Source organism: Rhodococcus sp. 11-3, assembly GCF_023704055.1.
Taxonomy (GTDB): Bacteria; Actinomycetota; Actinomycetes; order Mycobacteriales; family Mycobacteriaceae; genus Rhodococcus; species Rhodococcus aetherivorans.
In genome coordinates, this window is sequence record NZ_CP080406.1 from 3,522,033 (window position 1) to 3,545,992 (window position 23,960).

The following is a 23,960-nucleotide window of genomic DNA, read 5'->3' on the forward strand; positions in this document are numbered from 1 at the left end:
GCGACGGGATCGGACCGCCACACCGGCGCCGGCGGCGAGTCGTGACCGGTGTTACTCCGGTGTACTCGAGGTGACCGGTTCGAGGCGTCCGCGCGCCGTGCGGGCCCGCAGAACGGCGTCGACGGTGAACACCGCCAGCGCGGTCCAGATCAGCCCGAAGCCGATCCACCGCGAGGCGGGCATGTCCTCGTGCAGCACCAGCACGCCCCACGCCATCTGCAGGCCGGGGGTCAGGTACTGCAGCATGCCGAGGGTCACCAGCGGCACCCGCTGGGCGGCCGCCCCGAACAGCAGCAGCGGCAGTGCCGTGACGAGCCCGGCCGACACGAGCAGCAGCGAGTGCCCGGCCCCGTGGCCGGTGAAGGTGCCGGTGCCGGTGACGGCGAGGAAGACCAGGTAGCCCGCCGCGAACGGCACGGCGACGATGCCCTCCCCCGTCAGCGACGTCCGCGGATCGAGCGGCACGATCTTCTTGACCACCCCGTACAGCGCGAACGAGAACGCCAGGGTCAGCGCGATCAGCGGCGGCCGGCCGTAGTCCACGGTGATCACCGCCACCGCGGCGGTCGCCACGAACAGGGCCGCGACCTGGGCGCGGCGCAGGCGCTCCCGGAAGAACAACACCCCGAACAGCACGCTGACCAGCGGGTTGATGAAGTAGCCCAGCGCGGTCTCGACCACCCGGCCCGACACGACGCCGTAGATGTACGTACCCCAGTTGACGGCGATGGCCACCGACGCCGCCGCGACCAGGGCCCACACCCGCACGCCCAGTCCCCGCAGCGAGCCGAGCCGGCCGAGCACGGCGAGCAGCAGCAGCATCGCCAGCAGCGTCCACAGCACCCGGTGGGCGAGGATCTCGACGGGTCCGGCGGGCTCGAGCAGCCCGAAGAACGCCGGGAAGAGTCCCCACGTCAGATAGGCGCCGAGCCCGCACACGATGCCGGCGTCGAAGCGCGATGCGGTGCTGCTCACCGCTCAACGGTAGGGCCCGGTGGCGCGACCGCGCGCGCCGGGTGGATCAGAACGACACGGTCGGCGGCAGTTCCGTGCCCGCCGGAGCGGTGTAGAACTCACGCTCGCGCACACCCGCCGGTCCCGCGAAGAACATCCACGGGATCGTCTTCAGCGACGTGTTGAGCCGGCCCGCGGCGTCGTTGTAGTACTGGCGGGCGAAGGCGAGCTGGTCCTCGGTCTCGCCGAGCTGGCGCTGCAGATCCAGGAAGTTGGCCGATGCCTTCAGGTCCGGGTAGTTCTCGGCGACGGCGAGCACGTCGAACACCGCCTTCTCGAGCCGGGCGTCGGCCTGGGCCTTCTCTGCGACCGTGCCGCCGGAAGCCGCCCGCGACGCGGCGGTGCGCGCGGCGGTGACCTCCTCGAGCACGCTCTTCTCGTGCGCCGCGTAGCCGCGCACCGTCGCCACGAGGTTCGGCACCAGGTCCGCGCGCCGGCTCAGTTGCACGTCGATGCCGCCGAGGGCCTCCTGGGCCAGCACGTCGGCGCGGCGCAGCCGGTTGAAGCCGACCACGAACACGGCACCGAGCACCACCATCAGCACGACGACGATCACGATTGCGGTCACCATGGAGCCGCCCTCCTTCCGTAGCCCGGCACCGGTGCGGACGCGCCGGTGCCTCGTTCACCGCGGCGATCGGTCACCACGAGCCGCCACCACCGCCGCCGCCGCCACCACCGCCACCACCGCCGCCCGACGACGAGGACTGCGACGCGGTGTACGCGCCGATCGACGACGACAGGGCCGACTCGAAGCTGTCGAATCCCCCGGTCCCCGAGGCGAATCCGTGCACTCCGACCGGATACGGGTACCACGCCGGCGCCGGCGGCTCGGACCCGGTGACCGTGCGGTACTTCTCCGCCCACCGGTCGGCCACGCCGAACGCGACCGCGTGCGGAATGTAGCGGGTGTAGAGGTCGCGTTCCGCCGAGAACCGGTAGCGGTCCTCGCTCGACGGGGTCACGAGCATGCGCCGGAACCCACCGGCACGCGACCACATCTCGCGGCCCTTCGCGGTGCGCCGCGTCCCCGCCTCCGGCCGCAACAGCTCCCATCCGCCGAACACGAACGCCGCCGCCGGCAGGCCCCACATGCTCGGCCACACCGGCACCGCGAACCCGACCACCGCGAGGACCAGCGCCAGCACCACCGCCGCCTTGCCGAGACGCTCGCGGGCCGACGGGGCCACCAGTCCCTCGGTGCGGGCCCAGATCCGGCACTGCGACGCCAGCTCCGTCGTCGCCTTCGACAACCGTTCCCCCGCCGACTTCGAGCCGTCGGCCCGCAGCACCGCGCCGGGGTACGAGATCTGCAGTGCGTCGCCGACCGCCCGGGTCACCGGGTCCGTCGCCGCCCACCTGTCCGCGGACGCGACGCCGCGGACCTCCCACACGTCGGACTTCTTCCCGCCGCCGGCGGGGCGCAGCTCGACCAGTTCCTCCTCTGCGGCGTACAGCAGCGTCGCCGCGAGCGGCGCGGGCCCGGGCCGCTCGGAGGCGAGGTAGACGGTCTGCACCGGTCCGAAGCCGTCGGGCGGCGAGTACAGCACCGGCAGGCCCGGCTCGGGTTCGCGGGCTGTCCACGCCCACCGGGCCGCGACGGCGAATCCGAGCAGGCTCAGCATCGCGACCACCGCCACGACCGGCGCCGACCGCCCGAGGATGGGATCCCAGGCGACCGGCCAGGGCACCGTGGCCCGGGCCGGGGCGTCGAGCCCGAGCCCGATGCGCACGTTCACCGCCGTCCGGGGTTCGAGCCCGGTCACCCCGACGGAGACGGTGTCGGTGCCGGCCCCGCCGAGGATGCAGGCCGCCCCCGACACCGCACATTCGACCAGGCCGGACGCCGCGGGCAGCCGCACCGTGATGTCGGCCCGGTCGATGGCCATCTCCCACCCGCCGGGAACCACGCTCCAGTGGAACACCGAGCCGACCGGGGCGGCCGTCCCCGCGGCCGTGTCGAACGTCGCGGCGGCGCCGCCCGGTGGGTCGAGGACCCCCTCGGTGGTGTACTCGATGCGATAGGTGTGGGTGCCCGGCTCCAGGTACACGTCGGGGTCCCCGATCTTCGCGACGACGAATCGGTGTCCCTGTTGCCGGCTCGTCTCGAACGGCTCGGGCGCGCCGTCGCGTTCGACGGAGACGATCTCGGGGATGTGGCGCACGTGCGGATCGGCGCCCGTGGTGACGTCCCAGTACCGGAAGATGCCGTGCCGGCCGGCCGGGAAGGCGACCGTGACGGTTTCGGTGGCGGTGAGCCCGCCGTCGGCCTCGACGGTGTAGTCGGCGGTGTAGTTCGTGATCCGCGCCGGATCCGACGCGGCGGATGCGTCGCCGGTGTCGAGTCCGGCGAGCAGCGGCCACAGCAGACCCGTCGCAGCGAGCAGCGCAACCAGGAGATACCCCAGAACCCGTGCCACCGCGCCACCGTACCCACCGGCGAGGCGTCTGTCCCGCCGATCCTGCGCGACCGGACCTCAGGGCTCGCCGTCGTCCGGTCCCGGAGCGACGACGTCGACGTGCTCGGGCAGCAGCGGGTTCACCGAGAACGCGCCGGCGACCGCGTCCGCGGGCAGCAGTTCGACGGCGCGGACGCCGGGGGCCGCGGCGAGCTCCGACGCCACCGCCGGCGCGACGCGCACCACGACGCCGACGACGCAGGCGCACCCGTCCGCGAGACGATCGGCCGAGACCGCGGCGACGCGCGCGGCCCGGTCGGCGCCGCCCGCCTGCCGCAGCCGGCCCGCCGCGACGGCGGGCGCACGCAGCAGCGCCTCCCGATGGGCGGGCACGGCGACCGGGACCAGTGGGGTCTGCACCCGCTCGATCGGGACGCGGAACAGCACCTGCGCGATGCGAGGGTCTCCCGGCAGCGCCGCCGCCTGCTCGACCGTCACCGGCGTCGCGAAGGACACCAGGCCCCACCGCGGTTCGCCGGTGCCGGACTCGACGCTCGCCTGGGCGCGCGCGAGGTAGCCGGCGACCGCCTCGCCGTGGTCGGGGCCGAGGGTGTCGGTGCGCACCGTCGCCGTCCGGGCCGGCGTGAGCAGCCCGGCCGCGAGCACCGCCAGCAGCAGTGCCGCCGTCGCCGCCCACGGCAGGGACACGCGCCGCACGGTCAGGCGCTGCGCAGCACGGCGAGCGCGTGCTCGAGGTCGGCCGGGTACTTGCTGGTGATCTCGATCCAGCGCCCGTCGGCGGGATGCGCGAACCCGAGCGACCGGGCGTGCAGCCACTGCCGCTCGAGGCCGAGCCGCTCGGCCAGGCGCGGGTCGGCGCCGTAGGTCAGGTCACCGCAGCAGGGGTGCCGCAGCGCGGAGAAGTGCACGCGGATCTGATGGGTGCGGCCGGTCTCGAGGTGGATGTCGAGCAGGCTCGCGGCCTGGAACGCCTCGATCGTGTCGTAGTGGGTGATGCTGGGCTTGCCGTCGGCGGTGACGGCGAACTTCCAGTCGCTGCTGCGATGCCGGCCGATCGGCGCGTCGATCGTGCCGCTGCTCGGATCGGGGTGCCCCTGCACGAGGGCGTGGTAGCGCTTGTCGATGGTGCGCTGCTTGAAGGCCCGCTTGAGCACCGTGTAGGCGCGCTCGGACGTCGCGACGACCATGACCCCGGACGTGCCGACGTCGAGGCGGTGGACGATGCCCTGCCGCTCGTGGGCGCCGGAGGTGGAGATGCGGAATCCGGCGGCCGCCAGTCCGCCGATCACGGTCGGCCCGGTCCAGCCGACGCTCGCGTGCGCGGCGACGCCGACGGGCTTGTCGACGGCGACGATGTCGTCGTCCGCATAGAGGATCTCCATGCCCTCCACGGGCGTCGCCTCGATGGTGAGGGGCCGGGGCGGCTCGGGCAGTTCCACCTCGAGCCAGGAACCGGCGGACAGTCGATCGGACTTGCCCGCGGCGGCACCGTCGACCAGGACGGCTCCCTCCTCGGTCAGGGCGGCGATCGCCGTGCGCGACAGGCCGAGCAGCCGTGCCAGGCCCGCGTCGACCCGCATCCCGTCGAGCCCGTCGGGGACGGGCATCGCCCGGGTTTCTCTCACTTGTGTGCTTCCTTTCTGCTGTCGGAGGAGCCGGTCTTCCGCGAGCCGTCCGGTTCGACGCCGAAGACGGTCAGCGCCACGAGCAGGATCGCGCCGCAGACGATGGCGGAATCGGCGACGTTGAACACCGGCCACCAGCCGACCGACACGAAGTCGACGACGTGGCCCTGCAGCGGGCCCGGGGAACGGAAGATCCGGTCGACGAGATTACCCAGCGCGCCCCCGAGGACGAGCCCGAGTCCCAGCGCCCACCAGCCCGATCGCAGCGTGCGGCCGATCCTGACCACGCCCACCACGACGGCAACGGCGACCAGGGTCAGCAGCCACGTCATGCCGGTGGCCATCGAGAAGGCGGCGCCCGGGTTGCGCACCAACGTGAGCATCACGGTGTCCCCGACGATCGAGACGGGATCGGCCGGATCGATGTAGTGGACGGCCAGCACCTTGGTGAGCAGGTCGAACCCGAAGATCACCGCGGCGAGGGCGAGCAGCTCGCGCAGCCGCCGGGCCGGCGCGGGCGCGTCCTTCGCCGGGGTTCCGGCCGAGGACGACGCAACCGGGGGTTCCGCGACGGCGTCGGGGTGGGCATCGTGCTCGGTGGGGTCGTCGGTCACCCTGCCATCATCCCCCATCCGAGGAGCGCGACGGCCACCCCGCCCGCCGTGGCTACCCTGGGGTGCGTGCCTGTGCTGCCCAGATTCGCCCGCCCGAGGGCCCGCTCCCTCGGTGTGGCCCTGTCCCTGACCACCCTCCTCGCCGGGTGCGGCAACTCCGCCGACGGTGCCGCCCCCACGTCGACGGCGACCTCGACGGAGGTCACGGTGCCCGTCGCCGCGGTCACCGCGGTGGTCCTGGAGCCGGGGGCCGAGCCGCGCAGCCGGATCCGGCTCACCCCACCCGTCGACACGAGCCAGCAGGTGGCGCTGACGACCGCCTCGCAGGTCTTCCAGTCGATCGGCGATCAGCCGGCACAGGACTTCTCCACCCCCGAACTGACGTTGCCGCTCACCGCGCGGGTGAGCGACGCCGTGTCGGACGCCTCGCCGAGCAGCCTCGTGGACCTGCGGATCGACGACGCCACCTCGCCGGATGCGGCCCTCGCCGCGGCGCTCGGGCCCGCTCGGGGATCCGAGGCGGGACTGACGATGTCCCCGTCCGGCGCGGTGAGCGCGCTGCGGCTCGATCCCACGCCGGACTCCGCGGACATCGCCCGATCGGCCATCGAGCAGGCCTTCTACCAGGCCGTGTACCGGATGGTGTCGTTCCCCGAGGAGGAGATCGGCGTGGGTGGGGTGTGGGAGATCCACCAACAGGTGATGAGCGGGATGGCGCTCGATCAGGTCGCCACCGCGAGCCTGCTCGAGCGGGACGGCGACCTACTGACCGTGCACCTGCGCATCACCCAGACCCCGCGCGAGGCCACCTGGGCGCTGCCGAACGGGTCCGGTCGGCTGAACATCGACCGGTACGAGATGACCGGCGAAGGCACGATGACCATCGACCTCGGCCGGCCGCTCCCGATCGCCGGGGACCTCACGGTCGGCGGGGAGCAGGCGTACAGCGATCCCGCGGGCACCACCCGTCTGGCGCAGACCCTGGTGGACCGGGTGCGCTGGCAGTCCTGAGCGGACGGGCGGACGCGGCGGCGGCCGGGGCGGATCTCCGCCCCGGCCGCCGTGTCGGTCTACGTCAGGCGCAGGCCGGCGACTGCAGCTGAGCCGTCGCGACGATGGCGCAGGCGTTGTTCTTCGACAGCTTCCACACGCCGTTCTCCGCGACGAAGTCGACGGTGCCGACGGCGGGCTGCTGCGCACCGGCCAGCAGAGTCTCGATGCCGGCGGTGACCGTGCCGTTCTGGTTGTCGTTGACGTCCAGGACGGTGATCTGCGCGCCGGCCTGCTTGGCCGCGGCGGCGACCTGGTCGATCAGGGCGGGATCCTGCTCGGCACCCTGCACGAGGTTCACCTTCTCCTCGGCCGGGACGGTCTCGTCGAACGCCTTGGCCAGCATGGCGTTGAGGTCCTCGACGGTCGGCACCGGCGGGTACTGCGCGGCGGCGGTCGTGGTGCTGGTGGTGGTCTTCGCCGAGGTCGAGGTCGAGCTACCTCCGTCGTCCGAGCTGCAGGCGGACATCGTGAGGGCGGCGGCCAGAGCCACCGTGGCGACAGTGATCTTGCGAAGCTTCAACTTCTCGTCCTTCTCGTTCTCGATCGTGCACGGGTGTACCGTGCTCGGTTCATCCAGCAGCGGATGCTCCACCGGGACAGCGGATCGCCCGTAAGCGTACCCGGCGGTAGTAAGAAGACCGTGAGAGCGGCGGGGCCCGCGCGCTCACCCGAGGCCGGCGAGCGGATCGGCCTCGGAGAGGGCGGGATCGTTCTCGTCGAGGGTGCGGGCCGGCCCCGGCCCGGTCGAGCGCGTCTCGAAGCGGATCGTCACCACGCCGTGCCCGGCGCCCTGCACCCAGCCGTGTCCGAACTCCGGATGCCGCACGTCCGTGCCGGGACGCCACCGCCGTCCCGTCACCGTCGTGACGTGCTCCGGCCCGGCGTCCGGCGACGACTCCACCGGGTCCTCCGGGGGCTGCTCGAGCTCGGGAAACAGCGACTCCTGCCGGATGCTGGACAGGCCGGCGAGGCCGACGCCGACGAGGCGGATCGGGCCGATCTCGAGCGGGTCGAGCGCCAGCCGCTGCGCCGCCGCCGTGAGCGTCGCCACATCCTCGGTGGCGTACGGCAGCGTCGACGAGCGGGTGAGGATGCTCATGTCGGCCTTGCGCAGCTTGAGCACGACGGTCCGGGCGGCCCGGCCGTCGCGCCGCAACCGGCGATGCGCTGCGGCGGCGCTGCCGGTGACGGCACGTCGCAGCTCGGCGAGGGTGACGATGTCCGTCGGGAACGTCGTCTCGGCGCTGACCTGCTTGGCGTCGGCGCGTTCGACGACCGGTCGATCGTCGTGCCCGTTGGCGAGCCGGTGCAGCGCCGGGCCGACCGTGGCGCCCAGGATCGAGGCCGCCTCCGGGACCGGCAGCGCGGCGAGGTCACCGATCGTGTCGATGCCCAGACGCCGCAGGCGCTCCTCCGACACCGGTCCGATCCCCCACAGCTTGCGTACCGGCAGGCCGTGCAGCAGCGCCAGCTCCTCCTCGGGACGCACGACGAGCGCTCCGTCGGGCTTGGCGAGGCCGGAGGCGATCTTGGCGATCTGCTTGCCGGAGCCGGCGCCGACGGACGCGACGAGGCCGGTGCGGGCCCGCACCTCGTCGCGCAGCCGCGCACAGAACCGTTCCACGTCGTGGTGGGCGGCGCCGGCGAGCTCGGCGGGTTCGGCGAACGCCTCGTCGAGCGACAGCGTCTCGAGCACGGGGATGCGCTCGCGCAACACGTCGAACACGGTCTGGCTGAGCGCCTGGTACAGCACCCCGCGCGGCGGCAGCACCACCGCGGCGGGCCCCACCAGCCGGCGGGCCCGGCTCATCGGCATCGCCGACCGCGCCCCGAAGACGCGGGCTTCGTAGCTGGCCCCGGCGACGACGCCGCGCGCGCCGAGGCCGCCGACGAGCACCGGCCGACCCCGTAGGGTCGGCCGGGTCAGTTGTTCGGCGGAGGCGAAGAAGGCGTCCAGGTCCAGGTGCAGCACCCAGCGCCGACCGCTCGGATTCACCACGGGGGGCACCCGGGCATCCTCGCCCCTCGCACCGACATCACGCCCGCATCGGCGTCACCGCCGTCGTGGCCGCGCCGCGCACCCCGGTCACCGGGACGCTCATGCCTTGACGATGGCCGCGCGCACCCCTTCACCGAGGTCGAGCGCCCCGTCCCCGGCGGGCGCGAGTTCGAAGCTGGTGGCGAGCACCTCCGAGGCGATGAGCTCGCGGTGCCGCAGTGCCCAGTCGGCGCGGTCGGCCGGCACCTCGAACACGACGGAAATGCGGTCCGAGACGTCCAGGCCCAGGTTGCGGCGGGCGTCCTGCAGCTCGCGGATCCGGTCCTTCGCCCAGCCCTCGGCCTCGAGCTCCTCGGTGACCGTGGAGTCCAGCACCACCAGGCCGGCGCCGCCGGGCAGCGCGGCCGTCGACTCCGGCTCCGCCGCGACCAGGCGGGTGGTGTACTCCTCCGGCAGCAGCGCGATACCGGCGGCCGTGACGGTGCCGTCGGCCGCCTCGGACCAGTCCCCGGCCTTGACGGCCCTGATCACCGTCTGCACGTCCTTGCCGAGGCGCGGTCCCGCGGCCCGGGCGTTGACGACCAGCTCGAAGCGGCCGTGCGCATCGACGTCCTCGGTCAGCTCGACCGACTTGACGTTGACCTCGTCCTGGACGAGCTCGGCGAACGGCTGCAGCCGGTGCGCCTCGGGGGCGGCGACGGTGACCTGCGGGAGCGGCAGCCGCACGCGCAGCTTCTGGGCCTTGCGCAGCGACAGCACCGTCGAGCACACCGAGCGGACCTCGTCCATCGACTCGACCAGGGCCGGGTCGGCCGGCAGGTCCCCGGCGGCCGGCCAGTCCGCCAGATGCACGGAGCGGCCGCCGGTCAGGCCGCGCCAGATCACCTCGGTGACCAGCGGCAGCATGGGGGCGGCGAGGCGGCTGACGACCTCGAGCACCGTGTGCAGGGTGTCGATCGCGTCGGCGTCCTCGTCCCAGAACCGGCTGCGGGAGCGGCGCACGTACCAGTTGGTGAGGGCGTCGCTGAAGGTACGCAGCTCGTCGCATGCTCCGGCGATGTCGACCACCTCGAGCGCGTCGGTGATGGCGTCGCGGGTGGCGGCGAGCTTGGCCAGGATGTACCGGTCGAGCACGTGCGGCGAGTCGGTGCGCCACGTGCCGGGCTTGGACGCGTACAGCTGCAGGAAGCTCCACGCGTTCCACAGCGGCAGCAGCGCCTGCCGGACGCCCTCGCGGATGCCCTGCTCGGTGACGACGAGGTTGCCGCCGCGCAGGATGGGCGAGGACATCAGGAACCAGCGCATGGCGTCGGAGCCGTCGCGGGCGAACACCTCGTTGACGTCGGGGTAGTTGCCCTTGGACTTGCTCATCTTCAGCCCGTCGTCGCCCAGCACGATGCCGTGAGCCGCGACGGTCTTGAACGCGGGGCGGTCGAACAGCGCGGTGGCGAGCACGTGCAGGGTGTAGAACCAGCCGCGGGTCTGACCGTTGTACTCGACGATGAAGTCGCCGGGATAGTGCGAGTCGAACCATTCGGTGTTCTCGAACGGATAGTGCACCTGGGCGAACGGCATCGACCCCGACTCGAACCAGCAGTCGAGCACCTCGGGGACGCGGCGCATCGTCGACTTCCCGGTCGGGTCGTCCGGGTTGGGGCGGGTCAGCTCGTCGATCATCGGCCGGTGCAGGTCGCTCGGCCGCACCCCGAAGTCGCGTTCGAGCTCGTCGAGGGAGCCGTACACGTCGACGCGCGGGTAGGCCGGATCGTCCGAGACCCACACGGGGATGGGGCTGCCCCAGTAGCGGTTCCGGCTGATGTTCCAGTCGCGGGCACCCTCGAGCCACTTGCCGAACTGGCCGTCGCGGATGTGCTCGGGCACCCAGGTGATCTGCTGGTTCAGCTCCACCATGCGGTCCCGGAACCGGGTCACGGCGACGAACCACGACGGGACCGCCATGTAGATCAGCGGCCGGCCGGACCGCCACGAGTGCGGGTAGGAGTGCTCGATCGTCTCGTGCCGCAACAGTTTTCCGGCGGCCTTGAGGTCCTTGATGATCACCGGGTTGGCGTCGAAGACCTGCAGACCCTCGTAGGGCGGAACGAGGGCGGTGAACTTTCCGCCCGGATCGAGCGGCTGCACCAGCTCGATGCCGTTGCGCTGGCAGTACTCCATGTCCTCTTCACCGAAGGCCGGTGCCAGGTGGACGATTCCGGTGCCGGAGTCGGTGGTGACGTAGTCGGCCGCGATGATCCGGTGGGCGTTCTCCCGGCCCACGAAGAAGTCGAACGGCGGCTCGTAGGCCAGGCCGACGAGGTCCGCGCCGGTGTACCGGCCCAGCACCTCGGGTTCGTCGCCGAACTCGCGGGCGTAGTGACCGAGTCGGTCCTCCGCGAGCACATACGTCCTCGCGTCGTCACCCTCGCCCACGCGGACGGCGACGTAGGTGATGTCGGGGTGCACCGCGATCGCGAGGTTGGACGGCAGCGTCCACGGCGTGGTGGTCCAGATCAGGGCGTTGGCGCCGTCGAGTTCGCTGCCCGGTGCGCGCACCACCATGTCGACGGTGACGGCCGGGTCCTGACGCATCTTGTAGGCGTCGTCGAGCCGGGTCTCCTGGTTCGACAGCGGGGTCTGCTCGTACCACGAGTACGGCAGGACCCGGAAGCCCTGGTAGATCAGGCCCTTGTCGTAGAGCTGCTTGAAGGCCCACATGACCGACTCCATGAAGTCGAGGTCCAGGGTCTTGTAGTCGTTGTCGAAGTCCACCCAGCGGGCCTGCCGGGTGACGTAGTCGCGCCACTCCCCGGTGTACCGCAGCACCGACGTCTTGCAGTAGGCGTTGAACTCGGCCAGCCCCATCGTGTCGATCTCGGACTTGTCCTTGATCCCGAGCTGCTTCTCCGCCTCGAGCTCGGCGGGCAGGCCGTGACAGTCCCAGCCGAAGCGCCGTTCGACCTTCTTGCCGCGCATCGTCTGGAAGCGCGGGATGAGGTCCTTGACGTAGCCGGTGAGCAGGTGCCCGTAGTGGGGCAGGCCGTTCGCGAAGGGCGGGCCGTCGTAGAAGACGAACTCGTCGGCGCCGTCGCGATTCGCGACCGAGGCGCGGAAGGTGTCGTCCTTCGCCCACCCGTCGAGGACCTTCACCTCGAGCTCGGGGAAGTCGATGCCCGAGTCCTTGGCGACCCCGTAGTCGACGCGCGGGTATCCGCCGGTCGGTGCGTCGGGGGCCTGCGGGCGGTCGGGGGTGCTCTTCGTCACAGCGTGACTCCTCGTGCCTAGACGTGTCCGGCACGGGGACGATCGCCGCGCCCTGTGCGCCGGCAACCGCGGTACCACCCCGCTTGCACCGTCCCTCCGGGCTCTGCCGGCCGGACGGGCCTCTCGTTCGGGCTGTGACGGGCCCACCCGTTCGGTTCTACTGAGTCGTGCCGGTCGGCACGGCCGTTCTTCCGAAGGCTCCCCGGTGATGGCCGGATCGACGCCGTCCCCGGCGGCTGCCGGGGAAAGCACTGCAAACTGTTCTCGGACTATTCTATGCTGCCGCGCTCACTCGCTCGGATCGCGTCCCTCGCGGCGCCGTCTCGGCTCGGATCCCGTCGTCGTCGGGGGCGCGGTCCGCTTGCCACTCAATGCGCTGATCAGCAACAGGACCGCGCCCACCACACACACGACGATGCAACCCCAGGCCCACAGCACGGACCCCGTCATGAGGGCCACGACGAGCATGCCGAAGCCGACGGCTGCAAGGGCGAGAGTCACCACCAGCACGGCGCACCCTCATCGGAACCCGGCCATCGGACCGCCGCCTCGATCAGCTGTTGCCCTTGGCGAAGGACGTGGAACCGAACGAGGAGTTCGACTGGTTGAACGCCTCCTGGCCACCGTCGACCGGCACGGCGGAACCGCGCTGTTCGAGCTCCTCGAGCTGAGATTCGAGGTAGGACTTCAGGCGCACCCGGTACTCGCGCTCGAAGGTCTTGAGCTGCTCGATGCGGCCCTCGAGCACCGAGCGCTGCTGGTTGATCGTCGCCATGATCTCGGTGTGCTTCTTCTCGGCGTCCGCCTGCAGCGCGTCGGCCTTCTCCTTGGCCTGGCGCAGCTGCGTCTCGGAGCGGGTGCGGGCGTCGGCGAGCATCGCCTCGGACTTCTGCCGCGCGTCGGCGATCATCGCCTCGCTGCGGGTGCGCGCATCGGAGATGAGCTGCTCGGAATTGGTGCGGGCGTTGCGCAGCAGCTCCTCGGCCTCGGCCTTGGCGTCGCCGGTGAGGCGGTCCGCCATCTCCTGGGCCAGGCCCAGGACCTTGGCGGCCTGCATGCTCGCGTCTCCGGAGGCCGGTGCGGCCGCAACCGGTGCGGGCGCCGGTGCGGGCGCCGGCGCCGGCGCCGGAGCGGGTTCCGGCGGCTTCGGCGCCTCGACGACGCGAGCGGGCTCCGGTTTGGCCGGCTGGGCCGGTGCCGCCGCGCCGGGTCGGGCACCCTTCTTGGCCTCGGCGAGCTCCTGGTCGAGCTCGGCCACCCGCTGCCGCAGGTCGGCGTTCTCCTCGATCAGGTGGGTCAGTTCCTGCTCGACGAGATCCAGGAACGCGTCGACCTCGTCCTCGTTGTAGCCACGCTTTCCGATCGGCGGCTTGCTGAACGCGACATTGTGCACATCAGCTGGGGTCAGCGGCATGGAAGGATCCCTTCACGCGTCGTGTGAGCGGTCAAGCAAGCATTCAGTTATATCCACAGTGCGTCACGCGTATCAAACTCACTGTAACTGGCACCCCATTCTGGCACAGGGCGGCTTTCGCGCGGATCGTCCGAGCAGGTGTCGGCCCTCAGAGCGTCCCACCTCGGGGAATGAACGCCATCAGGAAGTAGACGATGAACAGCAGCACCATGATGGACAGATCCAGTCGCACTCCCCCGAGATTCAGCGGAGGAATGAGCCGGCGCAACAGTTTCACCGGCGGATCGGTGACCGTGAAGATTGCTTCGAGAACGACGACGACGAATCCCGTCGGCTTCCAGTCCCGCGCGAACGTCCGGATGAACTCGACAATGATCCGGCCGATCAGCAGCAGCCAGAAAATGAACAGCAGGAACCAGAGCACCTCGAATACGGCCACCCGCCCACTCTGCCCGACGACGGCGGATCGAGCCAAACCGAAACGCCCGGTGCCCGGTGTTGTACACCGGGCACCGGGCGTCGACCGTGCCGGAACCGCCGCTGCGGGTTCAGGTCACTGCTGGTTGTAGAACCCCGTCTCCGCGATCCGGCGGCGCTCTTCGGCGGAGACGTCGATGTCCGCCGGGGAGAGCAGGAACACCTTGGTGGCGACCTTGTCGAACGAGCCGCGCAGCGCGAAGGCCAGCCCGGCGGCGAAGTCGACGAGCCGTTTGGCGTCGGCGTTGCTCATCTCCACCAAATCCATGATCACCGGGGTGCCGTCGCGGAACCGCTCGCCGATGGTGCGGGCCTCGCCGTAGTCCCGGGGACGCAGCGTGGTGATCTTCGACAACGGGCCTCCCTCGTCGAACAGTGCGCCGCGACGGGCCTCGGACCGTTCGAGCCGGCCCTCGGAGCCGAGCGACGACCGCGCGGCGGCGCGGGCAGGCGGGGTCGGGCGCGGTGCGCGGGCCGTGATCGGCTCCACGCGGGCCGCCCGCACGGGGGGCTCGTAGCGATCGAAGCCGTCCGGCTCGAAGTCGCGGCCGGCGTCCTCCCGGCGCGCCGCCTTGTAATCGTCGCGGTGCGACGGGCCGTAACCACCGCCGGCGTACGGCGGCTCGTCGTACTCCCGGTCGCGCTCACGGCGGGCGCTCGCGGGGTCGTCGAGGTAGTCGTCCTCGTATTCCTCGAGCGGCACCATCCCGAAGTACGCCTTGAACTTGTGGAGTGAGCTCATGGATCAACCTTCCTCGCGCGGCGGTCGACACTCAGGCTAACGGCCGCGAGCCCAACACCGCGGTTCCGACACGCACGCATGTCGAACCCCATCGCACCGCCGCCTCGAGGTCGCCGGACATGCCGGCCGACAGTTCGGTGGCCTCGGGATGATCGGAGCGCAGCCCGCTGTGGAGCCCGGCGAGCCGTTCGAATGCGGCGTCCGGGTCCCATCCCAGTGGCGGCACCGCCATCAGGCCCCGCAACTCGAGTCCGCCGGCGGCGGCGACCTCGTCCGCGAGTGCGGGCAGGTCCGCGGCGCTCACCCCGCCCCGCTGCGGATCGTCGTCGAGGCTGACCTGCAGCAGCACCCGTACGGGCGTCTCGCGGTCGCCGGACTCCTGCGCGGCCTGCGCACCGGCGTCCAGTGCGTGCGCCAACCGGACGCTGTCGACCGAGTGCACGGTGTGGGCCCAGCGGGCGACGGCACGCGCCTTGTTGCGCTGCAGCCGGCCGATCATGTGCCATGCGACAGCGGGATCGGTTGTACGCGAACGGAATTCGGCAACCTTCGCGGCGGCCTCCTGTTCGCGGGATTCGCCGAAGGCCCGGCACCCGAGTCCGTAGAGGATCTCCACGTCGGAGACCGGGAAGAACTTCGTCACCGGCAGCAGGGCGATCTCCGCCGGGTCGCGGCCGGCGGCCCGGGCCGCGGCGTCGAGCCGCTCGCGTGCCCGCCGCAGCCCGTCCGCGATCTCGGCGCGCCGCGCGCCGGGATCCGCTGCGCTCACCGGCCACCTCCGGCACCGGTGGCCGATACGGCCTCGAGCCAGATCACCGCCGCCAACCGTCCGGTCGGCGCCTGACGGCGATGACTGAACAACGTCGGATCCTCGATGGTGCACCGGGGATCCTCCGCGACCGCCACGACGCCGTGCGCGCGCAGTTGCCGGCGCAGCCCCGCGCGCAGGTCCAGCCCGGGCGTGCCCCGCACGGTGCGGGTGGCGCTGCCGGGCAGGTGCGCCTCCACGTCGGCCTGCATCGAGGCGGGCACCTCGTACCGGCGTCCGCTCGCGGCGGGCCCGAGGAACGCGCCGATGCGCTCGCGGTGCGCACCGAGCTCGACCATCGTGTCCAGGACGCGGGGAACGATGCCCACGCGGGCGCCGATCCGGCCCGCGTGCACCGCGGCGATCACGCCCGCCTCCTCGTCCGAGAGCAGCACCGGCACACAGTCCGCGCTCAGGGTGACGAGCGCGAGGCCGGGCTCGCGCGTGACCAGGGCGTCGGTCGCGGGCACCGGGCCGTCGACCGGGCCGTCCACGACGGTGACGTTGCGGCTGTGGATCTGCTCCATCCACACCAGCCGCTCGTAGGGCTGCCCGATCGCCGCGGCGAGGCGGCGACGGTTCGCCTCGACCGCCGCCGGTTCGTCACCCACGTGGTCACCGAGATTGAACGAGTCGTAGGGCGGGGCGGAGACGCCGCCGGCGCGGGTGGTGACGACCCGCCGCGCCCGGAGAGCCGACTGTGCCACCGTCACCGGCGCATGAAGATCGGCACGTCGACGTCGTCGTCGCCGTCCTCGTCGACCTCCACCGGCCGTGCCGGCTGCGCAGACCCGATCGGCGGCAGCGAACTGCCCGCGACGGGCTGCTGCTCACGCGCCGGCATCTCCTCGGCCCGCTCCCGCTCCGGGCGGCCGACGTCGCCGGCACGTCCCGCGCCGATGGTGCCGCCGCGCGTTGCGGTGGTCGGCGGGGCCGATTCCACGGGACGCCGCGCCGGGGTGCCGCCGTCGAACCCGGCCGCGATGACGGTGACGCGCACCTCGTCGCCCAGGGAGTCGTCGATGACGGTGCCGAAGATGATGTTCGCGTCGATGTGGGCGGCCTCCTGCACCAGCGAAGCCGCCTCGTTGATCTCGAACAGGCCGAGGTCGGAGCCGCCGGCGATGGACAGCAGCACGCCGCGCGCGCCTTCCATCGACGCCTCGAGCAGCGGCGAGTTGATCGCCGCCTCGGCGGCCTTGATGGCCCGGCCCTCCCCGCGGGAGGAACCGATGCCCATCAGCGCGCTGCCGGCGCCGGACATCACGCCCTTGACGTCGGCGAAGTCGACGTTGATCAGGCCGGGGGTGGTGATGAGGTCGGTGATGCCCTGGACACCGTTGAGCAGCACCTCGTCGGCGGAGCGGAACGCGTCCATGAGGCTGACGGCGGCGTCGCCGAGCTGCAGCAGCCGGTCGTTGGGGATGACGATGAGGGTGTCGCAGGACTCGCGCAGGGTCTGGATGCCCGTGTCGGCCTGGCCGCCGCGGCGCTTGCCCTCGAACGAGAACGGCCGCGTGACGACGCCGACGGTCAGCGCACCGAGCTTGCGGGCGATGCTCGCGACCACGGGCGCGCCGCCGGTGCCGGTCCCGCCGCCCTCGCCGGCGGTGACGAAGACCATGTCGGCGCCCTTGAGCACCTCTTCGATCTCGTCCTTGTGGTCCTCGGCGGCCTTGCGGCCGACCTCGGGATCCGCGCCGGCGCCGAGCCCCCGGGTGAGTTCACGGCCCACGTCGAGCTTGACGTCGGCGTCGGACATGAGCAGGGCCTGGGCGTCGGTGTTCACCGCGATGAACTCGACTCCCTTGAGTCCCTGTTCGATCATGCGGTTGACCGCGTTCACGCCGCCACCGCCGATACCGACGACCTTGATTACGGCGAGGTAGTTGTGCGGGGGCGTCATGGGCTCTCGCCTTCCTGAGAAATCGGTCACGCTTCGATCATCATCGGGTGAGGTACGGACAAACCCTCAACCACAGGTCGATGGTTATGTCAAGTATCTCGACTGCTGCGAAACGCTATGGCACGGTGGCGGCGATCCGCCAGCAGGCGCGCCGACGGCGGTCACGATTTTCGTCGCCGTGCCTCGATCGCCGTCCGCGCCGTCATCGCACCGTCGGCAGGTCGGGGCCCGCCACGTCGTAGGTCCGGCCGGGCTGGGTGAGCAGCGGCAGCACCACCTGAGCCTTGCGCTCCGAGCGCTCCACCCCTCCCCACACCACGATCCGGCCGTCGTGCAGCGTGAGCGAGACCTCCGACGCCGACGGAGCGGCCACCTCGCCCACCTGGACGCGCAACTCGGGCGGCAGCGCCTCGAGCACCTCGATCGCCGCGGCCGTCGCCGGATCGCCGGGACCGGGGCCGGGGGTGACGAGGCGCGGGGTCAGCATGGGCGGCGGCTCGACCGCGAAGTCCACCCCGTCCGCGTCGAGCGAGTGGGTGCCGTCCGGCGCGTCGACGAAGAACACCGCCTCCCGCTCGGTCACCGTGACCCGCACGGTGGACGGGTACACGCGCTGTACCCGCACCGACGCGGCCCGCGGCAACGTGGCGACCCGCTGCGCCGCCGCCGCGGTGTCGACCTGCAGCAGCGGCGTGCCCTCCGCCAGCTCGAGGCGGGCCAGCACCTCGTCCTGCGGGATCGCCGTCGCGCCGACGACCTCCACGTTGCGCACCGACAGCAGCGGCGACAGCCAGGCGGCCGCGATCAGTCCGAGCACGGCCGCCACCACCGCCGCGCCGATCAGCACGGTCCGCACCCGCACGGACCGGCCCGACGGCCGTCGCGCGGGCCGCGCCGCCCGGCGGGGCCGGGTGCGGGTGGCGGCGGCGGGCGTCACGACCCTACCGGCCCCGGTCCGGCAGGAGCCCCCGGCCGCAGCCGGCCCGGCTTGCTGCGCAATGCGTCGAGGATCTGGCGCCCGAGCATGGTCACGTCGCCGGCGCCCATGGTGATCACGACGTCGCCGGGACGGCTCAGCCGCGCGACCTGCCGCGGCACGAGGGACAGATCCGGCTGGTAATGCACGGGCTTGGACACCGATCGCGCGACGAGGGCTCCGCTCACGCCCGGCCGGGGCTCCTCCCGCGCACCGTAGACGTCCAGCACCACGACCTCGTCGGCGAGGTCGAGGGCCGCACCGAACTCGGTGGCGAAGGTCTCGGTGCGCGAGTACAGGTGCGGCTGGAAGACGACGATCACGCGGGGTCGTTCGGTGCCGGTCTCGGTGTAGCGGACCGGTTCGCCGGCGACCAGTTCCGCGGCCGCGGCGAGGACGGCGCGGACCTCGGTGGGATGGTGGGCGTAGTCGTCGAACACCCGCACGCCGTGCTCGCGGCCGCTGTACTGGAATCGCCGGTGCACGCCCCCGAAGCCGGCCAGGCCCTCGACGGCCTCCTCGACCTGGGCGCCCGCCTCGAGGGAGGCGAGCAGTGCGGCGAGCGCGTTGAGGGCCATGTGCCGGCCGGGGACGGACAACCGCACCGTGCGCGGCGCCGCCTCGTCGGCGAGGTGGAACTCGGCGACTCCCCCGACGTCCTTGGCCTCCCAGTTGAGCAGCCGCACGCCGACCGGCACGCCGTCCACCTCGGCGCGGTCGCCCACCACTGCCGCCGTGCCGTATCCGGTGATCCGCAGGTCGTCGGCGCGACGGGCCGTCGCCCGCCGCGCCAGGGCGGCCGAGCCGGGGTCGTCGAGGCACGCCACGAGCAGCCCGCCGGGGGCGATGCGGTCGACGAACTCGTCGAACACCCGCACGTATGCCTCTTCCGTGCCGAAGAAGTCGAGGTGGTCCGCCTCGATGTTGGTCACGATCACCACGTCGGGGTCGTACTGCAGCAGCGAGCCGTCGCTCTCGTCGGCCTCGGCGACGAACACGTCGCCGCTGCCGTGGTGCGCGTTGGTGCCGGACTCGTTGAGCTCGCCGCCCACCGCGAAGGACGGGTCGAAGCCGCAGTGCTGCAGCGTCACCACCAGCATCGACGTCGTCGATGTCTTGCCGTGCGTGCCGGCGACCAGGAAGGTGCGGTGCCCGCGCATCAGGGCCGCCAGCACCGCCGGGCGCAGCAGGACGGGAACGCCGCGTTCCCGGGCGGCGACCAGCTCGGGGTTGTCCTGGGGGATCGCGGCGTGGGTCGTCACCACGGCGGTGGGGCCGCCCTCGAGCAGATCCAGCGCGCTCGCGTCGTGTCCGATGCGCACCGAGGCCCCCCGCGCGCGCAACGCCAGCACGCCGCGGCTCTCCTTGGCGTCCGATCCGGAGACCTTCCCGCCGCGAGCGAGCAGGATCCGGGCGATGCCGGACATCCCGGCCCCGCCGATACCCACCATGTGCACCCGCTCGAGCTGCGGGGGCAGCTGCTCGCTCATCGATCACTCCTGTTCGCTTCCACGCCTGCGACGTCCAGCACGATCCGCGCCACCTCGGCGGCGGCGCTGCGGTGGCCCGCCCCTGCCGCACGCCGTCCCATCTCGGTCAGGCGGGCTGCGTCGCGCAGCAGGGGGATCACCGCATCGGCCACGAACGCCGGCGTCAGTTCCTCGTCCGCCACGATCATTCCACCTCCCGCCGCCACCACCGGCCGGGCATTGAGTTCCTGCTCCCCGTTGCCGTGCGGCAGCGGCACGTACACCGCCGGCAGGCCGACCGCGGACACCTCGGCGACGGTCATCGCCCCGGAGCGGCAGATCACCGCGTCGGCGGCGGAGTACGCCAGGTCCATCCGGGTCAGGTAGGGCACGGCGACGTAGGGATACCGGTCGTGCTCGGGACGTGCGGGCACGTCGAGGGTGTTCTTCGGGCCGTGGGCGTGCAGCACGGCGATGCCCGCCGCGGCGAGCGGACCGGCGGCTCCCGAGACGGCCTCGTTGAGCGAACGGGCGCCCTGCGAGCCACCGAACACCAGCAGCACCGGCCCCTCCGGGGGGAGCCCGAAGTGCGCCCGCGCCTGCGCCCGCAGCGCCGCCCGGTCCAGCCCGGTGATCGACGACCGGACCGGGATGCCGACGATTTCGGCGTCGCCGCGGCGCACGATCCCCGAACCCGGGACGGCGGCCAGGACACGCTCGGCGCGCAGGGCCCCGATCTTGTTGGCGATGCCGGCGCGGGCATTGGCCTCGTGCACGACGACGGGGATGCGGCGCCGGCGGCGCAGCGGTCCGGCACCGGCGGCCAGGTAGGCGGGCAGCGCCACGTAGCCCCCGAATCCGACGACGACGTCGGCGTGGGTGTGGTCGAGCACCTCGCGGGTCCGGCGGACCGAGGCGAGGACCCGCGCCGGCAGCTTGGCCAGGTCGGCGGTGAGCTTGCGGGGCAGCGGCACCGGCGGGATCAGCTCGAGTGGATACCCGCGCTGCGGCACGAGGGTGGTCTCGAGCCCCCGCTCGGTGCCCAGCGCGGTGATCGTCGCCGTCGGCACCAGCCGGCGGATCGCGTCGGCGACCGCGAGGGCCGGCTCGATGTGCCCGGCGGTGCCACCCCCGGCCACCACCACGGACAGGGCAGACTGCTCGCCGCTCACCTACGGTTTCCTCGCTCTCCGGTTCGTCCGTCTCTGCTGTTCGTCGTGGTGCCCGCGCGGCGCCGCGGCTGCCGTGGGGGTTGGTCCCGCGGGGCGGCGGGCTGCGCCGCGCGGCCCTGACCGCGGGCGCGTTCCTGCGGCGTGCGGCCCCGTGGGGTCTGCCGCTCCCGGGTCGCCGTGCCGCCGCCCCGGTCGGCGGTGCCGGCCCGGCGTGCCTCGATCCGGCCGGGGTCGGCACGCCGGGAGGCGTCGAGCCGCACGGGTTCACCGCGCGACGGCGTGTACTGCTCCGGCTTGGGCAGCCGCAGCAGCCGCCCGAAGCGGCCGTCCTGCCCGGCGTGCAGGGCGGCGACGGCCTCGGGTTCGTGCCGCGCCGCGTTGGCGATCAGGCCGAACATCAGCAGCGTCGTCGCGGTGGAGGTTCCGCCGGCCGAGACGAGCGGAAGCTGCAGGCCGGTGACGGGCAGCAACCCGACGACATAGCCGATGTTGATGAAGGCCTGCCCGATGATCCAGGTGGTGGCGGTGGCGGTGAGCAGCCGCAGGAACGGATCCACCGATCGCAGCGAGATCCGCAGGCCGGCGTAGGCGAACAGACCGAACAGGCCGATCACCGCCAGGCCGCCGAGGAAGCCGAGCTCCTCGCCGATGATGGCGAAGATGAAGTCGTTGTGTGCGTTGGGCAGGTAGCTCCACTTGGCGCGGCTCTGCCCGAGCCCCCGGCCCCAGAACCCGCCGTCGGCCAGGGAGAACTTCGCCTGACGCGCCTGATAGCCGATGCCTTGCGGGTCCGCGCCGGGGTTGAAGAAGGCCCGCACCCGCGCGGACCGGTACCCGGCGGTCAGCGCGAGGAGCACCGCCAGGCCGGCGGCGGTACCGACGATCGTCAGGAACACCCGCAGCCGCAGACCCGCGAACCAGAGCAGCGCGAGGACGATGATGGCGAGCGAGACGGTGGTGCCCAGGTCGGGCTGGAGGATGATCAGCAGGGTCACCACCAGGGTCGCCGGGACCAGCGGAACCATCATCTCGCGGGCGCTGGAGCGGTCGCCGCGGCGCGACGCCAGCAGGTGCGCGCCCCACACGGCGATGGCGATCTTGGCCAGCTCCGACGGCTGCAGCGACACGCCGGCGATGACGAACCACCCCCGGGTGCCCTGGGACAGCGTGCCGATGCCGGGGATGAGCACCAGCACCAGCAGCACGACGGTGACCGCGAACGCCGGGAACGAGAACCGGCGCAGCACCCGCACCGGAACGATCAGGGCGAAATAGAAGATGACCAGGCCGAGAGCGGCGAAGATCGCCTGCGAGGTGAACAGGCCGTAGGCCGAGCCGTTGGTGGCGACGGCCTCGACGCTCGACGACGACAGGACCATCACCAGGCCCAGCACGGTGAGCAGCACCGCGATCGTGACGATCAGGTGGAACGAGGCCAGCGGCCGGGCCAGCCACAGCCCGACCCGGTTCCGCGCCGTCCCGTCGGCGGGCTGCGGGGCGTTCACTGCCCCGTCCCGCCCCCGCGCAGCTCCTCGACCGCGGCGGCGAACGCGCGACCACGCTGCGCGTAGTCGGCGAACATGTCCAGCGACGCGGCGGCCGGCGCCAGCAGCACGGTGTCGCCCGCCGTCGCCAGCGACGCCGCCTCACGCACCGCGACCCGCATGGCCGCGGGTCCGTCCGCCCCCGGCAGCGCCACCCGGCGCGCCGCAGCCGGGGCCGTCCTCGGTTCGCTCGTGCTCATCTGCCCATCGTCGCGCGTGTCGAGGAGGACCATGGGGACCTCGGGGGCGTGTCGCGCCAGCGCGTCGGCGATGCGGTCGGCGTCGCGGCCGAGCAGCACCACCCCGGCGAGGCGGGGTGCGACCTCCGCCACCAGGTCGTCGACGTGGGCGCCCTTGAGCAGGCCCCCGGCCACCCACACCACCCGGTCGTGGGCGAGCAGCGACGTGCGGGCCGCGTGCGGATTGGTGGCCTTCGAATCGTCGACGTACTCCACGCCGCCGACGGTGCCGACCGGGGCGGCGCGGTGCGGACCGACCCGGTGCCGGCGCAGACCGTCGTGCACCGCGGAGGCGGGGACGTCGATCGCGCGGGCCAGCGCGGCGGCGGCGAGCGCATCCGACAGGCCGGCCGGCCCGGCAGGGGTCACGTCGACGACCGAGGCGAGCACCGCCGAGTCGGCGAAGGCCCGGTCGACCAGAACGTCGCCACTGATGCCGAGCTCACCGGGCTGCGGGTAGCCGAGCGTGAAGCCGACGGTGACGACGGCACGGGACCGGTCGCGCAGGCCCCCGGCGATCGGATCGTCGAGGCCGAGCACCCCCACGGTGCCGGACAGCGCCCGTGCCTTGGCGTCGATGTAGCCCGCCATCCCGCCGTGCCAGTCCAGGTGGTCCTCGGCGATGTTGAGGATCACGCCGGCCTCGGGCCGCACGGACGGCGCCCAGTGCAGCTGGAACGACGACAGTTCCACGGCGAGGACGTCGGCGCGGGGGTCCGCGCGGCGCAGCGCGTCGAGGACCGGCAGGCCGATGTTGCCGCACGCCACGGACGCGAGCCCGGCGGCCTCGAGGATCGACTGCAGCATCGTCGTCGTCGTGGTCTTGCCGTTGGTGCCGGTGACGACGAGCCAGCGCCGCGGCGGGCCGTAGATCTCGGCGCGGTCGATGCGCCAGGACAGCTCGATGTCGCCCCAGATCGGCACGGCGGCGCCGGCGGCGTGCGAGAGCAGCGGCGCGTCGGGCGCGAAGCCGGGGCTCGTCACGACCAGCGCATACTCGTGCAGCGACGACGAGTCCGCGACGAGGTCGTCGAGATCGACGGTGTCGGCGCCGAGCTCACGGCAGCGCGCGAGGGCCTGCGGGTCGCGGTCGGTGACGGTCACCGTCGCGCCGAGGTCGCTGAGGGGGGCGAGGGTGGCACGACCGGACATCCCGCCGCCGGCGACGAGCACGCGGGCGCCGCGGAGCCGGTCCAGGTCTTGGCGGCGCAGTTCGTCTGTCACGGT

General features: G+C 72.6%; 22 protein-coding genes. 1 reads left to right on the forward strand and 21 read right to left on the reverse strand.

What is annotated here, in order from left to right:
- Window positions 1-51 precede the first annotated feature (51 nt).
- The 6 genes from rarD to lspA form a co-directional block, all read right to left on the reverse strand.
- A complete protein-coding gene (gene rarD / locus KZJ41_RS16450) occupies window positions 52-975 on the reverse strand; it encodes an EamA family transporter RarD (RefSeq protein WP_006933438.1) in 924 nt (307 codons plus the stop codon).
- A gap of 46 nt (window positions 976-1,021) precedes the next feature.
- Complete coding sequence (locus KZJ41_RS16455) at window positions 1,022-1,585, reverse strand: LemA family protein (RefSeq protein ID WP_029544161.1); 564 nt, start codon at window positions 1,583-1,585, stop codon at window positions 1,022-1,024.
- A gap of 70 nt (window positions 1,586-1,655) precedes the next feature.
- Window positions 1,656-3,434, reverse strand: coding sequence for a DUF2207 domain-containing protein (locus tag KZJ41_RS16460; protein ID WP_029544164.1), 1,779 nt, complete (start codon window positions 3,432-3,434; stop codon window positions 1,656-1,658).
- A 57-nt stretch (window positions 3,435-3,491) separates the two neighbouring features.
- Window positions 3,492-4,121, reverse strand: coding sequence for a hypothetical protein (locus KZJ41_RS16465; protein WP_081705100.1), 630 nt, complete (start codon window positions 4,119-4,121; stop codon window positions 3,492-3,494).
- An 11-nt stretch (window positions 4,122-4,132) separates the two neighbouring features.
- A complete protein-coding gene (locus tag KZJ41_RS16470; protein ID WP_174824791.1) occupies window positions 4,133-5,041 on the reverse strand; it encodes an RluA family pseudouridine synthase in 909 nt (302 codons plus the stop codon).
- Between the two features lie 14 nt (window positions 5,042-5,055).
- Entirely contained in the window at window positions 5,056-5,691 is a 636-nt protein-coding gene (gene lspA / locus KZJ41_RS16475) for a signal peptidase II (protein ID WP_373566436.1), read from the reverse strand.
- 48 nt (window positions 5,692-5,739) lie between these two features.
- Here lspA and KZJ41_RS16480 point away from each other — a divergent pair, with 48 nt between their 5' ends.
- Window positions 5,740-6,684, forward strand: a complete 945-nt coding sequence (locus KZJ41_RS16480) for a hypothetical protein (RefSeq protein WP_373566437.1) — start codon at window positions 5,740-5,742, stop codon at window positions 6,682-6,684.
- 64 nt (window positions 6,685-6,748) lie between these two features.
- Here KZJ41_RS16480 and KZJ41_RS16485 read toward each other — a convergent pair whose 3' ends face one another.
- The 15 genes from KZJ41_RS16485 to murD all read right to left on the reverse strand — a co-directional run bounded on the left by KZJ41_RS16485 (window position 6,749) and on the right by murD (window position 23,957).
- Window positions 6,749-7,246 carry a hypothetical protein gene (locus tag KZJ41_RS16485; protein WP_029544171.1) on the reverse strand — a complete coding sequence of 166 codons (498 nt, stop codon included), beginning with the start codon at window positions 7,244-7,246 and terminating at the stop codon, window positions 6,749-6,751.
- A 144-nt stretch (window positions 7,247-7,390) separates the two neighbouring features.
- Window positions 7,391-8,734, reverse strand: coding sequence for a DNA polymerase IV (locus KZJ41_RS16490; RefSeq protein ID WP_006933423.1), 1,344 nt, complete (start codon window positions 8,732-8,734; stop codon window positions 7,391-7,393).
- Window positions 8,735-8,824: 90 nt separating this feature from the next.
- Window positions 8,825-11,986, reverse strand: coding sequence for an isoleucine--tRNA ligase (gene ileS / locus KZJ41_RS16495; RefSeq protein WP_006933421.1), 3,162 nt, complete (start codon window positions 11,984-11,986; stop codon window positions 8,825-8,827).
- A 288-nt stretch (window positions 11,987-12,274) separates the two neighbouring features.
- Entirely contained in the window at window positions 12,275-12,496 is a 222-nt protein-coding gene (locus KZJ41_RS16500) for a hypothetical protein (protein WP_006933419.1), read from the reverse strand.
- Between the two features lie 43 nt (window positions 12,497-12,539).
- Entirely contained in the window at window positions 12,540-13,400 is an 861-nt protein-coding gene (locus KZJ41_RS16505; RefSeq protein ID WP_006933417.1) for a DivIVA domain-containing protein, read from the reverse strand.
- 148 nt (window positions 13,401-13,548) lie between these two features.
- Window positions 13,549-13,839 (reverse strand): YggT family protein, encoded by a 291-nt coding sequence (locus tag KZJ41_RS16510; protein ID WP_003938221.1) that lies wholly within the window; start codon window positions 13,837-13,839, stop codon window positions 13,549-13,551.
- 114 nt (window positions 13,840-13,953) lie between these two features.
- Window positions 13,954-14,619, reverse strand: a complete 666-nt coding sequence (locus KZJ41_RS16515) for a cell division protein SepF (protein WP_251549305.1) — start codon at window positions 14,617-14,619, stop codon at window positions 13,954-13,956.
- A 31-nt stretch (window positions 14,620-14,650) separates the two neighbouring features.
- Window positions 14,651-15,388, reverse strand: a complete 738-nt coding sequence (locus KZJ41_RS16520) for a YggS family pyridoxal phosphate-dependent enzyme (protein WP_043801958.1) — start codon at window positions 15,386-15,388, stop codon at window positions 14,651-14,653.
- On the reverse strand, window positions 15,385-16,140 hold the full coding sequence (gene pgeF, locus KZJ41_RS16525) for a peptidoglycan editing factor PgeF (RefSeq protein ID WP_251549307.1): 756 nt from the start codon (window positions 16,138-16,140) through the stop codon (window positions 15,385-15,387). The genes KZJ41_RS16520 and pgeF overlap by 4 nt, the downstream gene beginning before the upstream one ends.
- On the reverse strand, window positions 16,137-17,333 hold the full coding sequence (gene ftsZ / locus KZJ41_RS16530; RefSeq protein WP_006933411.1) for a cell division protein FtsZ: 1,197 nt from the start codon (window positions 17,331-17,333) through the stop codon (window positions 16,137-16,139). The genes pgeF and ftsZ overlap by 4 nt, the downstream gene beginning before the upstream one ends.
- A gap of 202 nt (window positions 17,334-17,535) precedes the next feature.
- Window positions 17,536-18,270 carry a cell division protein FtsQ/DivIB gene (locus tag KZJ41_RS16535; protein ID WP_251549308.1) on the reverse strand — a complete coding sequence of 245 codons (735 nt, stop codon included), beginning with the start codon at window positions 18,268-18,270 and terminating at the stop codon, window positions 17,536-17,538.
- The gene (gene murC, locus KZJ41_RS16540; protein WP_029544177.1) at window positions 18,267-19,799 is read right to left on the reverse strand and encodes a UDP-N-acetylmuramate--L-alanine ligase; all 1,533 of its coding nucleotides are present in this window, start codon (window positions 19,797-19,799) and stop codon (window positions 18,267-18,269) included. The genes KZJ41_RS16535 and murC overlap by 4 nt, the downstream gene beginning before the upstream one ends.
- The gene (gene murG, locus KZJ41_RS16545; protein ID WP_006933407.1) at window positions 19,796-20,950 is read right to left on the reverse strand and encodes an undecaprenyldiphospho-muramoylpentapeptide beta-N-acetylglucosaminyltransferase; all 1,155 of its coding nucleotides are present in this window, start codon (window positions 20,948-20,950) and stop codon (window positions 19,796-19,798) included. Before murG ends, murC begins: the two co-directional genes overlap by 4 nt.
- Window positions 20,947-22,455, reverse strand: coding sequence for a putative lipid II flippase FtsW (ftsW, locus tag KZJ41_RS16550; protein ID WP_006933403.1), 1,509 nt, complete (start codon window positions 22,453-22,455; stop codon window positions 20,947-20,949). The genes murG and ftsW overlap by 4 nt, the downstream gene beginning before the upstream one ends.
- Entirely contained in the window at window positions 22,452-23,957 is a 1,506-nt protein-coding gene (gene murD / locus KZJ41_RS16555; protein ID WP_256997109.1) for a UDP-N-acetylmuramoyl-L-alanine--D-glutamate ligase, read from the reverse strand. Before murD ends, ftsW begins: the two co-directional genes overlap by 4 nt.
- Between the last annotated feature and the right edge of the window lie 3 nt (window positions 23,958-23,960).

Coding starts and splice junctions, on each gene's coding strand:
- KZJ41_RS16455 (WP_029544161.1), bottom strand. CDS start 1,585: ATGGTGACCGCAATCGTGATCGTCGTCGTGCTGATGGTGGTGCTCGGT.
- KZJ41_RS16470 (WP_174824791.1), bottom strand. CDS start 5,041: ATGCCCGTCCCCGACGGGCTCGACGGGATGCGGGTCGACGCGGGCCTG.
- lspA (WP_373566436.1), bottom strand. CDS start 5,691: ATGGGGGATGATGGCAGGGTGACCGACGACCCCACCGAGCACGATGCC.
- KZJ41_RS16505 (WP_006933417.1), bottom strand. CDS start 13,400: ATGCCGCTGACCCCAGCTGATGTGCACAATGTCGCGTTCAGCAAGCCG.
- KZJ41_RS16515 (WP_251549305.1), bottom strand. CDS start 14,619: ATGAGCTCACTCCACAAGTTCAAGGCGTACTTCGGGATGGTGCCGCTC.
- ftsZ (WP_006933411.1), bottom strand. CDS start 17,333: ATGACGCCCCCGCACAACTACCTCGCCGTAATCAAGGTCGTCGGTATC.
- murC (WP_029544177.1), bottom strand. CDS start 19,799: ATGAGCGAGCAGCTGCCCCCGCAGCTCGAGCGGGTGCACATGGTGGGT.